This is a genomic window from Microbulbifer maximicatervae (SeqCode) (genome assembly GCF_052468155.1).
This window is the reverse complement of record NZ_CP174335.1, coordinates 2,522,296-2,543,499: the sequence shown is the minus strand read 5'-3', so window position 1 is coordinate 2,543,499 and position 21,204 is coordinate 2,522,296. Positions and strand designations below refer to the sequence as shown.

17 protein-coding genes are annotated in these 21,204 nt (G+C 47.4%); 6 read left to right on the top strand and 11 right to left on the bottom strand.

The window, feature by feature from the left end:
• Position 1: 1 nt before the first annotated feature.
• On the bottom strand, positions 2-1,378 hold the full coding sequence (locus ACJJIY_RS10970) for a hypothetical protein (RefSeq protein ID WP_445359618.1): 1,377 nt from the start codon (positions 1,376-1,378) through the stop codon (positions 2-4).
• Between the two features lie 103 nt (positions 1,379-1,481).
• The gene (gene nhaA, locus ACJJIY_RS10965) at positions 1,482-2,957 is read right to left on the bottom strand and encodes a Na+/H+ antiporter NhaA (protein ID WP_444894797.1); all 1,476 of its coding nucleotides are present in this window, start codon (positions 2,955-2,957) and stop codon (positions 1,482-1,484) included.
• A 126-nt stretch (positions 2,958-3,083) separates the two neighbouring features.
• Between nhaA and ACJJIY_RS10960 the strand changes: the two genes are divergently transcribed.
• Together ACJJIY_RS10960 and ACJJIY_RS10955 are read left to right on the top strand one after the other, a co-directional pair.
• Positions 3,084-3,845: a TlyA family RNA methyltransferase gene (locus tag ACJJIY_RS10960; protein ID WP_445359617.1), complete on the top strand. Its 762-nt coding sequence runs from the start codon at positions 3,084-3,086 to the stop codon at positions 3,843-3,845.
• A gap of 299 nt (positions 3,846-4,144) precedes the next feature.
• Positions 4,145-4,648 (top strand): thermonuclease family protein, encoded by a 504-nt coding sequence (locus ACJJIY_RS10955; RefSeq protein ID WP_444894799.1) that lies wholly within the window; start codon positions 4,145-4,147, stop codon positions 4,646-4,648.
• Positions 4,649-5,023: 375 nt separating this feature from the next.
• Here ACJJIY_RS10955 and ACJJIY_RS10950 read toward each other — a convergent pair whose 3' ends face one another.
• From ACJJIY_RS10950 to ACJJIY_RS10920, 7 genes are all read right to left on the bottom strand, one after another.
• Positions 5,024-6,061 carry an energy transducer TonB gene (locus ACJJIY_RS10950; RefSeq protein ID WP_445359616.1) on the bottom strand — a complete coding sequence of 346 codons (1,038 nt, stop codon included), beginning with the start codon at positions 6,059-6,061 and terminating at the stop codon, positions 5,024-5,026.
• Between the two features lie 409 nt (positions 6,062-6,470).
• Positions 6,471-7,658, bottom strand: coding sequence for an alpha/beta hydrolase-fold protein (locus tag ACJJIY_RS10945; protein WP_445359615.1), 1,188 nt, complete (start codon positions 7,656-7,658; stop codon positions 6,471-6,473).
• A gap of 198 nt (positions 7,659-7,856) precedes the next feature.
• Positions 7,857-8,597: an NUDIX domain-containing protein gene (locus ACJJIY_RS10940; protein WP_444894801.1), complete on the bottom strand. Its 741-nt coding sequence runs from the start codon at positions 8,595-8,597 to the stop codon at positions 7,857-7,859.
• Positions 8,598-8,717: 120 nt separating this feature from the next.
• Positions 8,718-9,113 carry a GNAT family N-acetyltransferase gene (locus ACJJIY_RS10935; protein WP_444894802.1) on the bottom strand — a complete coding sequence of 132 codons (396 nt, stop codon included), beginning with the start codon at positions 9,111-9,113 and terminating at the stop codon, positions 8,718-8,720.
• Between the two features lie 178 nt (positions 9,114-9,291).
• The gene (locus ACJJIY_RS10930; RefSeq protein ID WP_444895065.1) at positions 9,292-10,242 is read right to left on the bottom strand and encodes an IS5 family transposase; all 951 of its coding nucleotides are present in this window, start codon (positions 10,240-10,242) and stop codon (positions 9,292-9,294) included.
• A gap of 128 nt (positions 10,243-10,370) precedes the next feature.
• Complete coding sequence (locus ACJJIY_RS10925) at positions 10,371-10,844, bottom strand: OsmC family protein (RefSeq protein ID WP_282931692.1); 474 nt, start codon at positions 10,842-10,844, stop codon at positions 10,371-10,373.
• 155 nt (positions 10,845-10,999) lie between these two features.
• Positions 11,000-11,344, bottom strand: a complete 345-nt coding sequence (locus tag ACJJIY_RS10920; protein WP_108732232.1) for a 4a-hydroxytetrahydrobiopterin dehydratase — start codon at positions 11,342-11,344, stop codon at positions 11,000-11,002.
• 208 nt (positions 11,345-11,552) lie between these two features.
• Here ACJJIY_RS10920 and ACJJIY_RS10915 point away from each other — a divergent pair, with 208 nt between their 5' ends.
• Positions 11,553-13,376: a DUF885 domain-containing protein gene (locus ACJJIY_RS10915; protein WP_445359614.1), complete on the top strand. Its 1,824-nt coding sequence runs from the start codon at positions 11,553-11,555 to the stop codon at positions 13,374-13,376.
• 42 nt (positions 13,377-13,418) lie between these two features.
• Here the strand turns inward: ACJJIY_RS10915 and ACJJIY_RS10910 are convergent, their stop codons facing one another.
• Together ACJJIY_RS10910 and ACJJIY_RS10905 are read right to left on the bottom strand one after the other, a co-directional pair.
• Positions 13,419-14,927: a fumarate hydratase gene (locus ACJJIY_RS10910; RefSeq protein WP_413664798.1), complete on the bottom strand. Its 1,509-nt coding sequence runs from the start codon at positions 14,925-14,927 to the stop codon at positions 13,419-13,421.
• Positions 14,928-15,078: 151 nt separating this feature from the next.
• On the bottom strand, positions 15,079-15,837 hold the full coding sequence (locus ACJJIY_RS10905) for a hypothetical protein (RefSeq protein ID WP_413664797.1): 759 nt from the start codon (positions 15,835-15,837) through the stop codon (positions 15,079-15,081).
• Between the two features lie 332 nt (positions 15,838-16,169).
• Between ACJJIY_RS10905 and sodB the strand changes: the two genes are divergently transcribed.
• The 3 genes from sodB (at position 16,170) to ACJJIY_RS10890 (ending at position 21,180) form a co-directional block, all read left to right on the top strand.
• Positions 16,170-16,751 carry a superoxide dismutase [Fe] gene (gene sodB, locus ACJJIY_RS10900; RefSeq protein ID WP_108732228.1) on the top strand — a complete coding sequence of 194 codons (582 nt, stop codon included), beginning with the start codon at positions 16,170-16,172 and terminating at the stop codon, positions 16,749-16,751.
• Positions 16,752-16,986: 235 nt separating this feature from the next.
• Positions 16,987-18,864, top strand: coding sequence for a DUF885 domain-containing protein (locus ACJJIY_RS10895; RefSeq protein WP_444894804.1), 1,878 nt, complete (start codon positions 16,987-16,989; stop codon positions 18,862-18,864).
• A gap of 429 nt (positions 18,865-19,293) precedes the next feature.
• On the top strand, positions 19,294-21,180 hold the full coding sequence (locus tag ACJJIY_RS10890) for a DUF885 domain-containing protein (RefSeq protein ID WP_444894805.1): 1,887 nt from the start codon (positions 19,294-19,296) through the stop codon (positions 21,178-21,180).
• The last annotated feature ends 24 nt before the right edge of the window (positions 21,181-21,204 follow it).

Sequence of the window (21,204 nt, the reverse complement as noted above, 5' to 3'; positions counted from 1 at the left end):
ATTACCAATCCAGGGATGACGGCAGGCGCGGCGAGGACAATAAGCGGGTAAAGCGCTGCCAGCGCTCTTCACTATTTTGACTGCCCTGCTCTACATAATCAGCAACCAGTGTCTTACCCCAATTGTAATTAATTACGTAGGCGCCGTAGGCATCTACAAAATCCTTCCGCTGTGCTGCCTTGGCGGGGCTCATCAAGGTATATTTCTCAAACAACGCAGGTACCTGCGCGCCCTCAATTTCCCCGTCGATATACTGGCGGGCAATCTCATTGCCGGCAAAACCCAACTTATCTACCAGGGCCATTACCTGCTCATACTTTTCCGCCGTTTTCGGATCCAGGCCAGCTAGGGGGTAGAGAACTTCCATTTCAAAACGGGTTTTCTCTTCACCGGGGAAAGTCAGCTCAATCCCGTAGTTTGCACTTCCTTCGGCAATCAGTGACTGTGGACTGAAAAGCGGGTAAACGCTGTACTCTGCCCAACCCCGTTCCTTGACCAGAGTTTGCTCCAACAGCGCGTTATAGGTGTGATGCCCCGGATACCCTTCGTGACAGCCCAGATCAATAGCCCTATCTATCGTAATTGGCAAGCCATTGTTCACCTGTATTAGGCTGTGCGAACGCCCCTTATACCAGTTGTAGCCACTCCAGGGTTTGTCGCTGACATACTCCAGAACAAAACTCTCATCCGCTGGGAGTGAAACATACTGCTTAGTGCGCGCGCGGCATTCTTTAATGGCGGCATCAAATACGGCCTGAAGGCGATCGGCAGGAATTTCATAAGCTTTGCGGAAGCTGGCTACCCTCTCACTTAAGGGCTGTTCACCTGGGAGTAATACTTCCAACTCCTCCAGCATGGGTTCAAAACTTTCCAAATCCTGCTGCGGGGGCTCGGTGTCGTAGAGGGTTCGAGCTTCATTGGCGAAGCTTCTCGGGCTCTCTCCTGCCAGACTACGAGCATGGAACACCAGGGCCCGCAACTGTGTCTTCAGGTAATGCATACGCAGGTTTTCGATAGAACCATCGCCGTCGATTACCGCTGGCAGCTCTGCCAGTAAAGATTCACCGCGCCGGGCAATATCTGCAGCGCTCGCCTTACTCTTGGTGGCAGTTTCACGCAATTCAGCCGGACCGTAATAGGCATCGACATAGCTGTCGTCATGATTTCCCAGTTCAAGCACTAGAAGGACATAAGCCTGGGCCAGACTATCCATCGCACTATCTCCACTATCGGGTTTGGGAATTGTTGTAGTCGATTGATCATCAACCCCGACTTCAGAATCGGTTTTTTTATTAGCTGTAGTTTGGCCATCACAAGTCCCAAGCAGTAGGGAAATAGCCAGCACTGGTAGCGCCTGTGCCAGTGTTCTCAAATACATAATTCTTATTTCTCTCACGTACATTAACAATGGGAACTGGAAACTAATGGAATCAGGCCTCTCCAGGACCGAGACGCAGTGACATCAGAAACGCTAAAACAACTTAACCCTGGCGACCGGGCTGCTGTTCTACGTCTTCCCCTTCCCCAAGGCTATCGCTGCCACCTTCATCTAGGGGCTCCCCCTCCCCATGAACTTCAAACTCATCGGCCACCGGAGCTTTGCGCAATACCAGGAACCCAGCCACTCCAGCAATTACTGATGCCAGTAGGATACCCGCTTTAGCTTGGATCAACAGCTCATATTCAGAGCTAAAGGCCAGCTCGGCAATGAAGATCGACATAGTGAAGCCAATCCCGCCAAGGAGTGCAACACCGACAATATGTTGGAAATTGGCGGACTTAGGCAACTTGCCCCAGCCAAGCTTCCAGCCAATCCAGGTGGCGCCAACGATACCTACCAGCTTGCCCACAACCAAGCCGGAAATGACCCCAAGGGTGACAGGGTTTATCACTGCCGAAGAACTGGTAAAACTACTAAAGGGAATACCGGCGTTAGCCAATGCAAAAATAGGGATTATTACGAAGCCCACCGGTGTGTGCAGGCGGGTTTCCATGCGCTGTAGCGGTGATTGCGCCAGGTTGACACCATTTCCCAGCGCCATCACTCGGGCGCGCAACGCATCGTTAGCAATAATCTTATCGCCTGGCCGGAAACAGCGGTCAAAGCTGCGAATAATATCCTTAACAAAGGTACTAAAGGCCACCGGGTCATATTTGGGTTTGGCCGGCAGTGCCATTGCCGTAATCACCCCCGCAATAGTCGCATGTACCCCCGCCAGGTAGAACTCATACCAGAGCAGCACACCGACAAATACATAGGCCGGAGAACTGCGAACCCCCGCCGCTTTTAGCAGCCACATAATCACTACCAGGCAACCCGCCGCAATCAGCGCGGTGATATTCACCTGTTCGGTATACCAGATTGCAATCACTAAAATTGCGCCCAAGTCATCCACAATGGCTAACGCAACCAGGAAAGTAACCACCGCACGAGGCACCCGATTCCCCAAAAGGGCAATACAGCCGACAGCAAATGCTATATCCGTGGCCATGGGAATGCCCCAGCCGCGTTCTGCACCACTATCCGCATTAAAAGAAGCGTAAATAAGTGCCGGCACCACCATTCCGCCAATTGCCGCCATCACCGGAAGTACAGCCTGGCGAAGGTCGGACAGCTCTCCCACCATAAATTCGCGCTTTAATTCCAATCCCACCAGAAAGAAAAAGATCGCCATCAAGCCATCGTTGATCCAGTGATGTAAGGAGAGAGAGAATTCCCAGTTTCCCGCGCTGAGGCTGATGGGCATGTGCAACAGGTGCTTGTAAGCCTCCTGCAAAGGAGAGTTGGCTATAACCAACGCCGCCAGAGCAGATAGCATCAACAAAATACCACTGCTGCTTTGGCGATGGATAAATTCTTCAAAGGGAGTAACCAGGCGCCCAAAGGCACCCTCAAGTGGCGCCTCAAAGACCTTTCCCTTGCGAATTTTGAACTTATCCAGAACGCTTTTTGCCATCAGCTAACATCCTCCTTACTAAAGATTAGTCCCACAATTTGCGGAGCCGCACTTCTACCTGCTGGAGCCAGAGGTTAGCATGGACCCTGTATTCTCAATTATGTAAACAGGATTGCACCGCGAAACATGACCCGATTGGATCAACTGCTTGTACAGAGAGAGCTGGCAAACTCCCGCACCCATGCAAAGAAACTGATTGATGCCGGAAGGGTCATGGTATCCGATGGCGGTACCCTCCAGCCCGCGCGCAAGGCCGGGCAGAGCATTCCAGAAGATTGCGCCCTTGAAGTCACCCCCCTACCGGAAGACCAGTATGTTTCCCGAGCGGGCGTGAAATTGGCCGCCATCCTCGACCAGACAGGACTAAACCCCTCTGGGTGGCACGCACTGGATGTTGGCTGCTCTACTGGCGGTTTTAGCGACTGCCTACTTCAACGGGGAGCAGCATCAGTCGTCGGTGTTGATGTTGGGCGAGATCAGTTGGCGCAGAAGTTACTGGATGACCCCCGTATGCACCTATTTGAAGGGGTAAATGCACGCCACCTGGAAGCCTCCCAAATCTCCCCTCACGGAGACACAGGTTTTGATGCCATCGTTATGGATGTCTCTTTTATTTCCCAAGCACTCATTCTGCCGCAGTTACCCGCCTTGCTTAAACCTTCGGGGCAACTCTTAAGTCTGGTTAAACCGCAATTTGAAGTGGGCCCGGAGGGGATCGGCAAGGGTGGTCTGGTGCGAGATGCCAAATACTACCCGGAGGTGCGCGAGCGCATTACTGCCTTATGTGAAGACTTGGGACTTGAAGTGAAAGAGTATATTGACAGTCCAATAAAAGGCGGCGATGGCAACCAGGAGTTTTTACTCTGGGCAAGTCCACGCCAAGCTTAAAGTATCTTTGAATAAATCAACTCTATTTCCATCTCCGATAGCTCTTGAAGATAAGAGCTATCGGTCCGCGCAAAATAAAAATTAACTCCACCATCTTAACGCTTACCACCCTCTCATATACCTTGGCCATAGATTTCAGTACATCTTTTACCACATGGTTAAAAGCTACTCCCTCCTATTAAAAATGTGACCTCACCATACATTTAATAAAAATCCATTTTTTATATCACTATTTATACATAGCAACGTAACAACCCCTACCTATGCTGCGCCATGTAACTTTATCTAGGATAATCATAATGAAAAGACTACTTATCATGGCGGCCCTATCTACTTCGACACAGGCAGCGCCGTTAACAAACTATCAAATTATTGATGGCGATACAGTTCACGGTTACGTCGACAGTGAGTACGTAAAGATCCGTTTAAACTGCATTGATGCCCCTGAAACCAATCCCAACACCCAATCTTACGGATCCGAAGCCACTCAAACTCTCAGCTACTTATTGTCATTTGGTTCAGTTGATTTCGAATCTACCGGAAAAGATGTCTATGGCCGGGAGACCGGGTACTTATATGTGAATGGTTACAATATCAATCAGGAAATGGTGATACGTGGGGCTGCCTGGAATTATGAATACTACTGCGGCAGCGAATTTGAACTAGAGCAGGAATTCGCCTACTACTACGGCCTTGGGTTATGGTCGGATGCTGATGCTATAGACCCCTACTGTTTTCGCAAGAACTTGGACTATGATTACTGCTACTACAACCCAGAGAACAACTTAATTTTAGATAACTAGATCAAACGCAATAAAAATCAGAAAAATACTGCGTCAAATAACTTGGCGATCTGACTTTAGGAAAACAGTAGAATTTCAGATCACCAAGTTGAGTATAACCATTGAAAACAATAGCTACTTAACTTCTAAAGTAGCGATTCTAATTTGGATTAGTTCATATTTGATCTGACAGTTACTGGTTTTTCTGGAGATACTCTGTCAGGTCAAGTTTGAATTACTACAATTTGTCAGAAATTTATTAGAGTAATCATTTGACAAACTATTACTATCTGGACCCCCGACAAAGCAGGGACCCTCTTGAATTAAGCCTCTATTTTACAGCGATATACAGCCAACAAAAATAGATACCCAAAGCAATCAAATTGCCCCGCCCTATTAACCTCTAAGCTCGACAATTTCAACTTTAGTGCCTTCCTCACCATAAACATACACGGTACATGCCCCCCAACTTTCCGGTACTTCCCAAGTATTATCCAGCAAAAACTCAAAGACCTGCCTATTCCTATCGCACCTTAATTCAAACTTATCAACACTACCAACTATATTTTGATAATAGAACTTTCTTCTATTGAGCTTATACGGCCAGTTTTCATGCTCGCCAATGGCACCACTAACAGCAATAGGACTATCACTAGCAAGAAAAATTTTGATCTTTTCTTCAATACTGCTTAACTCTAAGATCTTATCCTCATACTTGCCATCCGAAAATTCTTTCATCTTGGAAAAGGTATCCAAGGCATCCGAATAGTAAGCACGCTCAACTTGCGATAGAAATAAAATTTCCAGTGCAGTCATATAAAAATTACCAGGAAGATAAACGCCGTCATAAGCTATCGACTTTAACAGGTTCCCATAAGCTGCCTCTTTGTTCCCCTGTGCCAAATTGTATTGTGCCTTTAACCACCAAAACCAGGAATCCTCATAGTGATTCCATTTCTCACGCTTTCCCAGCTTTTTAATTTTCACTTCGGCCTCATCGAGACTACCATTCTTAATGAGAGAGGCCGCTTCCTTATACCTCAAAACAAAAGAACGCCTTGCCCCGGAGGATGTCATTTTCATATTAAAAGTAAACTTGCTCCGAGTATAAATTTGCTCTACCGGACTCCCATTTAATGTCGCTGGCTCCCAAGTCCATGTTTTAATATTACTTAACGCACTCCTCTCAAATTGCTTATTGCCGCTAGAATCGACGACTATCGCATCAACTGCAACACCTTCAACCGAAACAACATAACTCAAAACAACCCACCCCTCTCTTTGGGAGCGAGCTTCTGAGGGCGGATACTTAAGCGGGGAACTCTCAATTAATTTTGCACCAATAAAAATATCTCCAACTTCCTCGCTTTTACTTTCTCCAGAAAATACCCAACCAGAAAAAAGTAAAAAAAACGGGAGAACTATCCTTCTCATTAAACAACCTTACTATAATAAATTGCCCTGAAACTTAAATAGTCAGTTCAAGATTTAGGGATACCTAGCCACAATCGACTATAACTTCCTTATGGGCACAAACAGAAAATGTTATTTTGCCGATATAATCATACCTGATTATATCGGATTATACTGAAATAATATCAAATAGATAAGACTACTTCCAGCTAACACAGAGTTCATATTGAAAGCTCAAATTACAGATCAGTGCACGACTTTATGAGGATTTAGCTCAAACATTTCTCTTTGAGCGTCAACTCTCTAACCCTCATTCTCAAAAGAGTTTCCAACCTGCTTGTGCGGCAATCAATCGAGCCACTATCAGCGAGTCTTTTTCACCACCTACCCAAGGGCAGCACACGACTATAAGGAGCTAGACTTAAAAAAACTAATATATCAATAAATCAGACATTCTACTTTTAGCATTTTCATTATCAGGATTTATTAACAATGACTTTCTATAGCAATCTATAGCAAGCTCTTTCTTCCCCTTTACCATATAAGCTTCAGCCAAACTATCCCAGGTCTTATATAAACCTGGATAAAACTGTGTATTCAATTCGAAAAATTCTATTGCCTTATCAACATCTATGCCAAACTGATCATTATAGAGACGATCATAGCCAAAGAAACGAATAACATCTTCCCTCAACATAAACGTCCCTCCGAGCTTTCTTGAGAACTGTTCGAAGTGATTTTTAACATTCACTGCGGTGCGAAATCTAGCTTGATCATCGATCATATAACCATCAAAAATTGATCGAAGCCCTCTATAAAAGCTAATAACGGGCATTGTATGATGATTTTCCTCTGGCCCATATATTACTGAATCTACGTACAACCCTTTTTTGGGCTTCTCATTTAGCAGCCTAATAAATTCTGCAACATAGTTTTCATCCGGATATACACCTTCTACTCTCTCTGAAGTAGCGATAAACAGCCTGCGCTTTTCAGTTGATTTACCTTGTAGGAATTCAGAATACCGCTTCAACATAATTTGCTCATCCCACCACATACTTGGATCAATAGCGATATACGCATTAAAATCTTCAGGCGATGAATATAAGCTATGAATAACAGGTAGACCTGTAAATGAGTAACCTGCAAGAATTTGATACCCAGATGTCGGATATTCCGCGTTTATCTCTGGGATAAGCTCTTCTCTTAAAAATTCAAGAAATTGATCAGCGCCCCCTGTATTGGATAGCGCCTGATTTTTACGTCCACCATATTCAGTTAGCGATCTAGTAGGTGAACTATCTCTTACACGTTCTTGGCTTACGATACCTACAACAATCATTTCAGGAATTACTGGAGTGGCATCAGAGCTCAGCTGCCGAACCATACCTGTAAAGACATGAAAGAAGCTATTAAAATCTGCATCAAGCAAATAGAGAACCGGGTAATCTTTATATCCACCGTTTTTAAAGGATGCGGGAAGAGAAATCCAATACTCCCTTCTCTCTTCGAGAGTTTGCGAGACAATAACCTTGCGCTCACCAATAGTTAACTCATTGGATTGAGCAGTCAAACTCCAAACTGCGGCAACTAAAATTGCTATAAATTTGCCTTTCACAGGAACACTCCATCTTTCCACCAGCTAACCATTTAACCCACATTTAATAATCAGAAGAGGAAGAAATCATACGCCGCGTTCTGGACTCAATGAGAAAGAAGAATTCACGATGTGTTTAGAATGCAGCTTAGTCTTTCCCTCTGCCCAAAAAGTAAGTAGTTAAACTGCGATATATACTCAACTAATCATTTGGATCTTTTAGGCATTAGTCCAAAATATTTCCTGCTTTGCGAAGGGATCCTTGTAAGAATCCTGGCTGACCTGGGTTAAACCAAGCCTTTGCATGGACATTTCAGCTACATGTCTATTAAATGCTGAGATATGCCCTCCATTTAAGTAGTGGTCAATATCTACCCAGGAAGCATGCTTAATTTCTTCCGTATCTGTTATTGAAATATCCCGATTTAAGGCACTCAATTCACATACGAAGTAGATATCCGTATAGCCTAAATTCGTAGGAAATCGGGTAGCAAATCCGAGTACTGAGGAAAACTCGCAGGACACACCGGTCTCCTCATAAACCTCACGAATCACCGCATCGGCTATCTTTTCACCCAGATCAACGGTTCCTCCAGGCAGCTTCGGGCTCGATGCTGCACTGTGGCCCTGGACACAGAGCAGTTGCCCATCAAGAAGTACGAATCCCCCAACTCCCACCGTATGGGTTGGGTAGAAGGGAACATATGCATCTTCCTGAAGCTTAAGAACCAGCCTTGTAGCAGAATCCCGACAGCTATGAAATGTAAAACCATGCTTTAGGCATATCGGGATAAACCGGGTAAGTGCATCTCGGAGATCTATCCATATCAACTTTCGGCTGTTAACTCTGGATACTTCTATAATGGCTACCAGTTCAACCAAGAACTGATTTTCCGTACCAGAAAAATTCTCGAGATCCAAAGTAACGCAATTAAAGGAATCAACTGTATGATGAAACACAAGCAACCTATTCAACACCTAAATGATTTCAATACCATAAACGATATAGCCAACACTGAATCAGTTATTTGTTCATGGGTGTAAAGCCAACTTCGAATCCACAATAATAGCTCTGTGCCATTATTTGATAAGATACATCCCTTCAGTGTCTGGACGGCTCAATTCAAATCCAAATTTTCTATAAAGCTCGGGAACATCTGCCATCAACGTAATATATGCTGAAGGAAGGGCTTCTCGATCCAGGTAAGCCATAATGTGCTCCATGATCTGACGCCCCAGGCCAACACCTTGGAATTTGGGATCGACAGCAACATCCACTATCTCAAAATTAAGTGCGCCATCCTCCACTACCCGCCCCATGGCGACAGTTTCAGATTGTCTTTTTATATGGATACCGTACAAGCTATTTGAAAGGCCTTTTTCCGCTGCTTCACGGCTTCTGGGGGTTAAGCCTATTATCTCTCGCAGTTTGAGGAAATCCTCGGTAGAAGCTACTTTCTCAATAATTGTGTACATACCTTGCCGAATAAAATAAACAAATTAAGGACCCTCTGATCAACGAAGCATTTTTCCAGAATTAAGCTGAGCTGCTTGAAAAATTCACTTTATTACGCACAAACGCGTAATTTGCGCGTAATAGTCCACTAATTTTTCATCTGAAACCCTCAATAGGTGGATTTCAGGCGAACCACCCCTAGGCAGCCAAGTATTTTCTCCCTATTATTAAGTTGGTAAAGCCTGCCAGTAAGCACAGCCTCTCAGTATTTTTTACCAGTCCCCGATAGCGGACCTTGTCATAACCAAATACCCGTTTGATGTAGCGGAAGGGGTGCTCGACCTTCGCTCTTATCTGCGCCTTGATCTTTTCCGCTTTACGAAGTGCATCACGCCCTGGAAGAGTTTTTAGCTTGCTCGGCTTCATTGCTATATACCAATCCGCCTCCCGCTCTTTCAACTCTTCACGTTTCTCCGCACCAATGTACCCAGAGTCTCCCCAGATTCTTTTCTCCTCCCCGTGGAGAACTCGCTCTGTAGTTGTGACATCATGCGAATTCGCTGCTGTTGTATCTATGCTATGTATTACTCCGAGCACATCATCAACCCCGATATGCATTTTCATTCCAAAATGCCACTGATTGCCTTTCTTTGTTTGATGCATTTCTGGATCACGTTTTTTCTTTTTATTCTTGGTTGAAGTTGGCGCAGAGATAATAGTGGCATCTACAATCGTGCCTTCACGCAGTACCATGCCATTCTCAGCAAGATGCTTGTTGATTTCATCAAAAAGAGCTGCACCTAGCTGATTGAGCTCCAGTAAGTGGCGAAAGTTAAGAATCGTTGTTTCATCGGGAATTGGGCCGCTCAAAGTCAATCCAGCAAAACTACGCATGGATTCAATTTCATACAGTGCATCCTCCATAGCGGGATCACTGAGATTATAAAATAGCTGCATGCAATGAATACGGAGCATGACACTCAATGGATATGGCTGTCGGCCACGTTTGCCTTGTGGATAGCAAGGAGTGATCTGAGCTTCTAGTCGCTGCCATGGGATGAGGGCTTCCATTTGAGAAAGAAACTTCTCTCGGCGAGTTATACGGCGCTTTAGCTTATATTCTGCTTCGGCAAAGGTGACTTGGTGCATAATTCATCGTAGTCTTGATGGGTAGGTGAATATTACCAATATTGGCTTGGAATTATTCAGAGGTTCCTTAATAGTACCGCTAAGCCTACCTAGTACCCAGCGACAACCCAATCGTTATAGGAAGGTACTTAAACTGGAACTTCCTGGATCTCTGTCACCACTTCAGCTTTCACAGAGTTCGCAATAAAACACTGTTTGTGGGAAAGGTGATGTATTTTTTCTAACTGCTCGCGACTGGGTTGTTTTTCACCGGAGAAGCGCACTGAAGGACGCAGGGTAACTTTAGTCATAGCAATTCGACCATCCTTATCAGTCCCCATAATTCCTATAGCTTCATCGCAATATTCATCAACCACAAACCCTCGCTTGGCTGCAATCGATAGAAAAAACAACATATGGCAGCTGGACAGAGCCGCTACAAAAGCTTCTTCTGGATCAACGTTTTCAACTACTGAATAGGGAATGGGTACAACATGGGGGGAAGAGGAGGCTGGGATAGATGCCCCACCATCAAATTGCCAGGTGTGGGCTCGACTGTATTGATTATCGGTGAAAATCTGCTCGTCGCGTTTCCAGGTCACCGTTGAAGTATACTCTGACAAGACTTATCTCCCTTTAGACGACACCCCTAGTCTTGGGGGAAAAGGGGCTAAATTGGGATACTCACCAGCCCTAAGATTACCAAGAACCGGTGAGTGCTATTTCAAATGGTCCATCGCCTCCCGAAGCCGGATATAGGCGCCACAAGAAATACTAGTTAAGCAGCATCCACCTGCTCATCGGTGCGAGCAGCCATGATAAAGTCATTTTTGTGCAGGCCTTTAGCCTCGTGACTCCACCAGGTAACCGTAACCTTACCCCATTCAGTCAGCAGTGCGGGGTGGTGCCCCACCTCTTCAGCAATCGCGCCGACACGGTTGGTAAACGCCAGAGCCTGCTTGAAGTTACGAAATTTAAACACGCGTTCCAGCTGCATAATTCCGTCACGGGTCATCGGCGTCCAGTCAGGGATCTGCCGCAGCAGTCCTGGCAGTTCGTCATCACTCACCAGCGGCGCATCGGCACGACAGGCTTCACATTGTTGTTGAGCTAGTTCGGTCATGAATCGGTCCTCAAAACCTTGTTTATTATCGGCTCAATTGGGCCGGCCTCACTCTACCCGCCCCCCCTTAACGAAACAAGTACAGGGCTCAAAAACGCATTTTATCCGGTTTTACCATCACAAAATGGAACCGCATGCTAAAAATATTGGACGATCTATAGCCACCGCAGCATTGGGTCGACATCGGCAGATTAACGTGAGGATTGTCATGAAAGCACACCTCAGTCTATTACTACTTCTAGTATCTCTAGGAGCCTGTGAGCGCCAGCAAGTGGATAGAGAGCGCCTTCCTCCACCAGAGAAGGTTATCCTGGAGGAAATGCGCTCCGAGACAAACCTGGCATTCGAGCAGCTCTGTCAGCAATTTATACACGGCCTATGGAATCTATTCCCATCCTGGGCGCTCAGTGAAGGCTACTATGAAGTAGCCAAAGAGCTTCAGGTGCCCGATAAGAGTTATCGTGAATTTGTATTGGATTTTGCTCAAATCTATGAACGCAAATTTGCAGCCTTGGATAAAAGCCAGCTCAATATCAATTCACGCAGTAATCTCGCTCTTATAGAAAATTTTCTGCAGCGACTGCAATGGCAATATACCCGCTTTAAGTCATACCAATGGGACCCATCCATCTATAATGTTTCCCATTCTTTTGCCCTGATCCTAAACACCGACTATGCGCCACTTCTAAAGCGCCTACATACCGTTAGCACTCGTATGCTGCAAGTGCCCGAGTACTATCAGGCCGCTAAGGCAGCTATCTATCGTCCGGCAGCGCCACAGCTTGAATTAGCAATTCAACAGAGTACAGGCTCACTGGAAGTCTTTGGTGAAGAGCTGGAAAAAACGGTTAAAGAAAGTCAGATGCCTGCGGACGCAAAGGAGATTTTCCTACGGCGAATGCACGATTCTCGCTTAGCGATACAAAGCTATATCCACTTCCTACAAAACCTACAAAAGAAATTGACTAAATCCGGAAAATTCCGTGATTTTCGTATCGGTGAAAAACTCTACGAAGAAAAATTCCAGTTTGATATCAATATTGGAATGAGCGCTGCTGAACTATATCAGCGCGCCATCATAGAGAAGCAGCTAACCCACGATAAAATGACCAAGCTTGCCGATCAACTCTGGCCAAAATACTTTCCTTCTGACTCCCCACCCAACGAGCCACTGGTAAAAATTGAAAAGCTGCTGAACAAGCTTTCCCAATATCATGCCACCAAAGAAACTTTCAAGAAAAAAGTAGAGCAACAGATCCCGGAGCTGGCAGAGTTTGTGACCGAAAAAAACCTGTTAAGCCTGGACAAGGAAAAGCCACTGGTAGTTCGAACAACTCCAGCCTATATGCAAGGCTTTGCTGTAGCTTCCATTAATGCGCCTGGCCCCTACCATAAAAATGCAAATACCTATTACAACGTGATGCCCATAGAGACCTACTCCGATCAACGGGCGGAGAGCTTACTGCGAGAATACAACGACTATATCCTGCAGATACTCAATATCCATGAAGCGATCCCCGGGCACTACACTCAACTGGTTTACGCCAACCAGTCCCCCAGTATCCTGAAAACTATTCTCGGCAATACTGCCATGATCGAAGGCTGGGCCGTCTATGCGGAACGCATGATGCTGGATGCGGGTTACGGTAATTTTTCCCCCGAGCTGTGGCTGATGTACTACAAGTGGAACTTGCGCACTATCACTAATACCATTTTGGATTATGAGGTACAGGTAAAGGGTATCAGCCAAGCAGAGGCGATGAAGTTAATGGTCAGGGATGCCTTTCAGCAACAGGCTGAAGCAGAGGGTAAATGGCGCAGGGCGACCTTAAGCCAAGTGCAGCTCACCAGCTATTTTGCTGGCTTTACTGATATTTTGGCCCTGCGCGAGGAAATCAAAAAGAAAATGGGCAACAACTTTAGTCTCAAGGGGTTCCACGAGATGTTCCTGAGCTATGGCAGTGCACCAATACCAATTATTCGCGAACTGATGCTGGCGGACTTAGCCAAGCAAGGCAATAAATTCCAATAAAAAAGGCCCCTGTTGGGGCCTTTTCTTTAAATGGCGGAAGCGTTACACCTCACCTTCGGCAATCTTGGCTTTCCAGATCAGCGGGCCAGTAGTGTGTACTGACTCACCCTGACTGTCGACAGCCACAGTTACCGGCATATCTTCTACTTCGAACTCGTAAATCGCTTCCATTCCCAGCTCGGGGAAGGCGATAACTTCGGAGCCCTTAATCGCCTGGGCAACCAGATAAGCAGCGCCACCGACGGCCATCAGGTATACCGCTTTATTATCGCGGATTGCCTCAATTGCCATGGGGCCGCGCTCCGCCTTACCGATCATCCCCGCCAAGCCAGTTTCTTCCAGCATGGTGCGAGTGAATTTATCCATACGGGTAGCGGTGGTTGGACCAGCGGGACCAACAACCTCATCGCGCACCGGATCTACCGGGCCTACGTAGTAGATAAAGCGGCCGGTGAGATCCACAGGCAACTTCTCGCCTTTGGCGAGGATATCTACCATTTTCTTGTGCGCCGCATCGCGACCAGTCAGCATCTTACCGTTCAGCAGCAGGGTCTCACCGGGCTGCCAGCTTTGGATATCTTCTGCAGTAATGGTATTCAGGTTTACCCGACGGGTATTGCTGCCCGCTTCGCGGGTAATTTCCGGCCAGTCTTCCAACTTAGGCGGAGTCTGGCGCGCGGGCCCGGAGCCATCCAGGGTAAAGTGGGTGTGACGGGTAGCCGCGCAGTTGGGGATGATCGCCACAGCCTTGTTGGCAGCGTGGGTAGGATAATCCTTGATCTTCACATCCAACACAGTGGTCAGTCCGCCCAGGCCCTGGGCACCGATGCCCAGTTTGTTGACGGAATCATAGAGTTCCAGACGCAGCTCTTCAGCGCGGTTAGAGGCTCCGCGCTCTTGCAGCTCCTGAATGTCGATGGGGTCGAGCAGGGATTCTTTGGCCAACAGCATCGCTTTCTCAGCGGTACCGCCAATACCAATACCCAGCATGCCGGGCGGACACCAGCCGGCGCCCATCTGCGGAACCATCTTCAGCACCCAGTCAACCACCGAGTCAGATGGATTCAGCATGGCAAACTTGGTTTTGGCTTCACTGCCGCCGCCTTTAGCTGCCACATAAACTTCTACGGTATCACCGGGAACGATTTCATAGTGAATCACCGCCGGAGTATTGTCTCCGGTATTCTTACGAGCACCATCTGGATCTTCCAGAATAGAGGCACGCAGCACGTTGCTGGCATTTTGATAGGCCCGGCGCACACCTTCGTTAACCATATCGGTAACGCTCATATCCGCTTCCCAACGCACATTCATGCCCACTTTCAACTTCACGGTGACTATGCCGGTATCCTGACAGATTGGGCGGTGGCCCTCGGCACACATGCGTGAGTTGATCAGGATCTGGGCCATGGCGTCCTTGGCCGCCGGGTTGACCTCTTTCTCATAAGCCTTGTTCAGGGCCTGAATGAAGTCCTGTGGGTGGTAGTAAGAAATAAATTGCAGCGCATCGGCCACGCTGCCGATCAGATCATCCTGGCGGATAGTGGTCATTGCCAACTCCGATTAACGTCTCGAGGCCGGCGATTCTACACGAAATGTAGGGTTATTGACCCAGATATTCCCAGAAATCCCATTCACCTAAAGGGAAAACGGAATAAAAAAGGCGGACACCAGGTCCGCCTTTTTTTACTCAACCGGAAAACTACATGGATGAAGCTGTGGAATCACCGCTGGACTGCAGGGAGCGAATCGCATCGCGAAGCTGCACCAGATCCTTATTCACAGAACGGCGGTAAGCATCGATAGACTCTACAGCCTCTTCATTCGCACCGACACGCATAGTCAGGTCACTGCGCACAGAAGCCAGCTGGCGCTCCAGGCGTGCAAGCTTATCGGTCATCTCACGCTGGGAATCTGTATTGCCCTTGCGCAACTCTGCCAGCGAAGCCTCTACAGCAGCGATTTTCTTCACGCTGGACTCAAGGCCGCTGAGCTTGGTACTGAGCGCGGCGACTTGCTTTTTGTTAGCCGCAACTGCTGTTTTGTTGGCGGAGATACTCTTGCGGTTGGTGTCATAAGCAACACCCCACAATTTGCGGATCTCCGAGGAGTTTTCCTTCGCTTTTGCATTCAGAACTTCAACCGATGCCGTAGATTCCTCATCGGAGAGGCTAAAGCGCTTCTCCAGTTCAGCAATACGGTTTTCCGCATCGGCAATACGAGTCTCTGCATCATTCAACAAGGTCCGGCTGTCCTGCCATTGCTGGTACAGGAAACCCGAGGCACCCAGCCCACCCATCGCCATAATCAGGGCACATAGCCCCAAGAAAGAGAAACCACCTCGGCGCTCCTCCACGATCACCTGGGGCTCTGGTGAATCACTCCTTTCTTCGCTGGTAGTGAGATCCAGTGATGGTTCAAGAGCGGCGCTGCCGCCCAGTGTGGGCTCTTTGCGTTGCATGGTTCGATACACCCGATAACTGTGCTGATGAGTCCGGTACCCGCCAGTTCTATGCTGCTCTTTCCGGTACCGTATTTTCAGAAATATATGACAATAGAATCCATTCAGATTCGTCGAATTCTGCGGCAGTTATACCAAAAATTGACGAAAAAGTAAGCGGTCGTCAGTAATAATAGACGACAGTCGAATAGAGCTGACAGCAAAAGCTTCCCCCCTTGTGTTTGAGGAAATCGTCCCAAACTTCCCTAATCCATCGCGCCGGCTTAATTCTGAGATGCGGCACGTGTAGAATGCCCTCACCAATAACCCTCAGACAAAGGAAGGAAAACACCATGGCTTTCGAATTGCCTGAACTCCCCTACGCTAAGAACGCCCTGGCACCGCATATCTCCGAAGAGACTTTGGAGTACCACTACGGCAAACATCATAAAACTTACGTAGACAAGCTGAACGGCCTGCTGGAAGGCACTGCTGACGCTGACAAATCTCTGGAAGACGTGATCAAGTCCTCTTCCGGTGGTGTGTTCAACAACGCAGCCCAGGTTTGGAACCACACTTTCTACTGGAACTGCCTGAGCCCTAACGGTGGCGGCGAAGCCACTGGCGCGATTGCCGAGGCTATCAACGCAGCCTTCGGTAGCTTCGACCAGTTCAAAGAAGCATTTACCACCAGTGCTGTAAACAACTTCGGCTCCGGCTGGACTTGGCTGGTAAAAAATGCTGACGGCTCAGTCGCCATTGTAAACACTTCCAACGCAGCAACCCCGCTGACTGAAGAAGGCGTTACTCCCCTGCTGACCTGCGATGTTTGGGAACACGCTTACTATATCGACTACCGCAACCTGCGCCCGAAGTACATGGAAGCTTTCTGGGCCCTGGTGAACTGGGAGTTTGTAAACCAGAACTTCGCTTAATCCCGAAGTCACCAGAAAAAGCGGGCCATGTGCCCGCTTTTTTTATTTCCTTAATGCCCTCCTCCCAATCAAATTCTCCCCACTACTGGCCAAATGCTGCTCCAGTCAGCACAATACCTGCTGATCTGCACTACACATCCCGCATAAAGTGTGGGGGATTTAGGCAATCAACCTAAAGAATGCCACTGGAGTGGCACAAATTAGCAACGAAGAACCGAACACTGGGAATATGCTCATGAAGTTGAAACCAACCCTGATCGCAGCCGCCATAAGCGCGCTGGTAATCAGCGGCTGTGACCGCGGCGCCCCGAACACAGCCGAGCAGAGTGCAACCGCCACAGCCACGGAAAGCACGGCGACTCAAGAAGTCGCAGGAAAAGTGGACCCAGCCGCAGTCAAACGCGTAAACCAGATGTTCGAGGACTTCTTCCAGGAGCACCTCGCCCGCAGTCCTGAGACCAAAACTTTCCTGGGTAAAAAAGAAGACTACGATAAGTGGGATAACCTCTCCCCAGAATTTGCCAAGGAAACCCTGGAGCTCGACAAGCGTCAGCTGGCGGAACTGAATAAAATTGATCCTTCCACCTTGGATGACGCTACCCGCCTGAGCCTGCGCCTGGCAAAACGCAACTGGCAACAGGATATTGATGGCTACAAGTGGCGTAACCACGGCTACCCTGTTAACCAGATGTATGCCACCCATACCAGCGCCGCCACACTGTTGATCAGCCAGCACCGTATTGATGATGTCAGCGATGCAGAGGCCTATATCGCCCGCTTGAACGGCATGCCCAAGTATTTCTCCCAGTTGGAAGAACAACTGAAAGCCAATGCTGCAGTCGGCACAATCGTACCTAAGTTTGTATTCCCTTACGTTATTAGCGATTCCCGCAACCTGATCACCGGTGCACCTTTTAACGGTGAAAAAGACAGCCCACTGTTTGCAGACTTTAAAGACAAAGTAGAAAAGCTGGAAATCAGTGAAGATCAAAAGAAATCACTGGTCAATAAAGCCAGCCAGGCCCTGACTGAAAGCGCCGGCCCCGCTTACGAAAAATTAATCAGCTACCTGCAAGAGCTTGAGAAAAAAGCCAACACTGACGACGGCGCCTGGAAACTGGCAGACGGCGAAGAGTTCTATAAATTCCGCCTCGGTGTTTACACCACTACGGATATGACTGCCGATGAGATCCACCAAACCGGTCTTAAGGAAGTTGCCCGTATTCACGACGAAATGCGCGAGATTATGCGCAAGGTGAAGTTCGAAGGTAACTTGCAGGAATTCTTCGAGTTCATGCGCACCGACAAGCAGTTCTACTACCCCACCACTGAGGAAGGTAAAGCGGAATACCTGGAAAAGGCCACCGCAATTATCGACACCATGAAGGGCCGCCTGGATGAACTGTTTATCACCAAGCCCAAAGCCGATCTCGATGTAAGAGCCGTAGAGGCCTTCCGCGAAAAATCTGCGGGTAAGGCCTTCTACCAGCGCCCGGCTCCCGATGGTTCGCGCCCAGGTATCTACTACGCCAACCTGTACAATATGAACGATATGCCGTCTTACCAGATGGAAGCATTGGCCTACCACGAAGGTATCCCTGGCCACCATATGCAGCTTTCTATCGCTCAGGAATTACAGGATATTCCCAAGTTCCGTAAATACGGTGGTTACACTGCTTATACCGAAGGCTGGGGCCTCTACTCCGAACTGGTGCCCAAAGAATTGGGCTTCTATGAAGACCCCTACTCTGACTTTGGACGCCTGGCTATGGAACTGTGGCGCGCTGGCCGATTGGTGGTAGACACCGGCCTTCACGCCAAGAAATGGACCCGCGAGCAAGCGATCGACTACCTCGTAGAGAACACCCCGAACCCGAAAGGCGACGTGGTTAAAGCGATCGAGCGCTATATTGTGATGCCTGGCCAAGCGACCGCATACAAAATTGGTATGCTGAAAATTGTCGAGCTGCGTGAAAAAGCCAAAACAGAACTGGGTGATCAGTTTGATGTTCGCGGCTTCCACGACACTATCCTGGCCAGTGGCCCAGTCCCCTTGGATGTACTGGAAGAACTGGTTAATGAGTGGGTTGCAAAAGTAAAAACCCAACAATAAATAATAGAAGCGACAGATAAGTACCTGATAACTACTTGTCTGTCTTTTTCTTATCGTCAGTAGAGCATTGCAGAAGTAAAAATTCTGTATAGTTTTTACAATACGGCATTTATTGTTTTACAGGGAAGTCCGGAATGACACTCCGGACTTCTTATTAAGCAATCACCAGCTCCCAGCATGATTGGCACCGTGGTCTTATTTCAACCCCCCCCTATTTTCAGCTCACCTTAGCCGCCACTGTCTTATAAAAGCACCAAAATAAAACATACCCAGTATTCCCCATACCAAAAAAGTGCACCGCTCTTATTTTCTGCTGAATTTATATCCACAAAACCAAATAATGGGATGCTTTTACATAAAAAAGTCCATTAACTGCAAAAATAATGATAAAAAAGTAAGAGCTACTCTTTGAACGCAAGGATTGTACTCATGAAGTTAAAAGTAACTCTGATTGCAGCGGCAGTAAGCTCACTCATCCTCACGGGCTGCAACGATAGTACCAACAATGCAGATGCACATAAGATTGCCCCCTTAGAGGAAAGTGCACTTAATCAGTCACCTCCCCCGAAAGTCAGCAAAGAAATGAGTGAGGCCAGCAAGAAGGTCAATTTGCTATTCGATAAGTTCTTCCAGGAGCATCTAGACCGCAGCCCTGAATTCAAAACATTCTTGGGTCTGAAAGAGGAGTACGGCAAATGGAATGATCTAACTCCTGAGTTTGCGCAAGAAACCCATGAAGTTAATAAGCGTCAATTATCCGAGCTGAATAAAATTGATCCCGCTATATTGGATCGACCTACCCAACTTAATCTTCGACTGGCAAAACGCACTTTGCAACAAGAGATCGAAGCCTATAAGTGGCGAAATCATAATTACCCAGTCAACCAAATGTTCGCCACCCATACCGGCGCCGCTTCAACACTTATCAGCCAGCACCGTATCGATAACATCAGGGATGCCGAAGCTTATATTTCCCGCTTAAATAGAATTCCCCAGTATTTCGCACAGCTGCAAGACCAACTGGAAGAAAACGCCAAAGCTGGCACCACTATCCCAAAATTCGTTTTCCCCTATGTTATTGGAGATGCACAAAACCTAATTACTGGTGCTCCTTTTGACAGAAAAAAGGACAGCCCTCTATTTGCTGACTTTAAGGGAAAAGTAGAAAGTCTCGATATCAGTAAAGAGCAGAAAAAGTCCTTAATAGATAAAGCTAAAACAGCACTAAAAGACAACACTGGCCCCGCCTATAAAACCCTAATCGACTACCTGCAAGAGCTTGAGATACGCGCAACTACTGATGATGGCGCCTGGAAACTGGCAGATGGCAGTGACTTTTATAATTTTCGCCTCGGCTTTTACACATCTACCGATATGACAGCCGAAGAAATTCATAGGATTGGCCTTGAAGAAGTGACTCGCATCCATGATGAGATGCGTGAAATTATGCGTAAAGTAAAATTCGAAGGTAAGTTGAAAAACTTCTTCGAATTTATGCGCACCGACCAGCAATTTTATTACCCGACCACTGAACAGGGGAAAGCTGCATATCTTGAGAAGGCTACTACCATTATCGATACCATGAAGGGTAGGCTGGACGAGTTATTTATCACCAAACCTAGAGCGGACCTCGATGTGAGAGCGGTAGAACCATTCCGGGAGAAATCTGCCGGTAAAGCTTTTTACCTGCAACCTGCTGCCGACGGATCACGCCCAGGCATCTACTATGCCAACCTCTACAACATGGACGATATGCCCAGTTACCAGATGGAAGCACTGGCATACCACGAGGGTATCCCCGGCCACCATATGCAGCTCTCTATCACCCAGGAATTACAGGATATCCCTAAATTCCGCAAATATGGTCACTATACCGCCTATACCGAGGGTTGGGGCCTTTACTCTGAAATGGTGCCAAAAGAGATGGGACTCTACCAAGACCCCTACTCAGATTTTGGGCGCCTCGCCATGGAGTTGTGGCGAGCAGGACGCCTTGTAGTCGATACCGGAATTCACACTAAGAAGTGGACCCGAGAACAAGCCATACAATACCTGATGGAAAACACCCCTAATCCTGAGGGGGATGTGATTAAAGCAGTCGAGCGCTATATCGTATTACCCGGCCAGGCAACAGCCTACAAAATTGGCATGCTCAAAATTTTACAGCTCCGCGAGAAAGCCAAAAAAGAACTGGGAGAAAAGTTTGATATTCGCCAATTCCACAATGCAGTTCTGGCCAACGGCCCAGTACCACTGGATGCCCTGGAGGAAATTATTGACGAGTGGATAGCAAACACCAGAACTCCAAAAGTATAACTAAAAGGTTAAAACAGAATTAAA

Bases quoted from the DNA above. Each gene is read 5' to 3' on its own strand.
- sodB (WP_108732228.1), top strand. From the start codon at position 16,170: ATGGCTTTCGAATTGCCTGAACTCCCCTACGCTAAGAACGCCCTGGCA.
- nhaA (WP_444894797.1), bottom strand. From the start codon at position 2,957: ATGGCAAAAAGCGTTCTGGATAAGTTCAAAATTCGCAAGGGAAAGGTC.
- ACJJIY_RS10930 (WP_444895065.1), bottom strand. From the start codon at position 10,242: ATGCACCAAGTCACCTTTGCCGAAGCAGAATATAAGCTAAAGCGCCGT.
- ACJJIY_RS10895 (WP_444894804.1), top strand. From the start codon at position 16,987: ATGAAGTTGAAACCAACCCTGATCGCAGCCGCCATAAGCGCGCTGGTA.
- ACJJIY_RS10955 (WP_444894799.1), top strand. From the start codon at position 4,145: ATGAAAAGACTACTTATCATGGCGGCCCTATCTACTTCGACACAGGCA.
- ACJJIY_RS10935 (WP_444894802.1), bottom strand. From the start codon at position 9,113: ATGTACACAATTATTGAGAAAGTAGCTTCTACCGAGGATTTCCTCAAA.
- ACJJIY_RS10950 (WP_445359616.1), bottom strand. From the start codon at position 6,061: ATGAGAAGGATAGTTCTCCCGTTTTTTTTACTTTTTTCTGGTTGGGTA.
- ACJJIY_RS10920 (WP_108732232.1), bottom strand. From the start codon at position 11,344: ATGACCGAACTAGCTCAACAACAATGTGAAGCCTGTCGTGCCGATGCG.
- ACJJIY_RS10910 (WP_413664798.1), bottom strand. From the start codon at position 14,927: ATGACCACTATCCGCCAGGATGATCTGATCGGCAGCGTGGCCGATGCG.
- ACJJIY_RS10905 (WP_413664797.1), bottom strand. From the start codon at position 15,837: ATGCAACGCAAAGAGCCCACACTGGGCGGCAGCGCCGCTCTTGAACCA.
- ACJJIY_RS10960 (WP_445359617.1), top strand. From the start codon at position 3,084: ATGACCCGATTGGATCAACTGCTTGTACAGAGAGAGCTGGCAAACTCC.
- ACJJIY_RS10915 (WP_445359614.1), top strand. From the start codon at position 11,553: ATGAAAGCACACCTCAGTCTATTACTACTTCTAGTATCTCTAGGAGCC.
- ACJJIY_RS10970 (WP_445359618.1), bottom strand. From the start codon at position 1,378: ATGTATTTGAGAACACTGGCACAGGCGCTACCAGTGCTGGCTATTTCC.
- ACJJIY_RS10890 (WP_444894805.1), top strand. From the start codon at position 19,294: ATGAAGTTAAAAGTAACTCTGATTGCAGCGGCAGTAAGCTCACTCATC.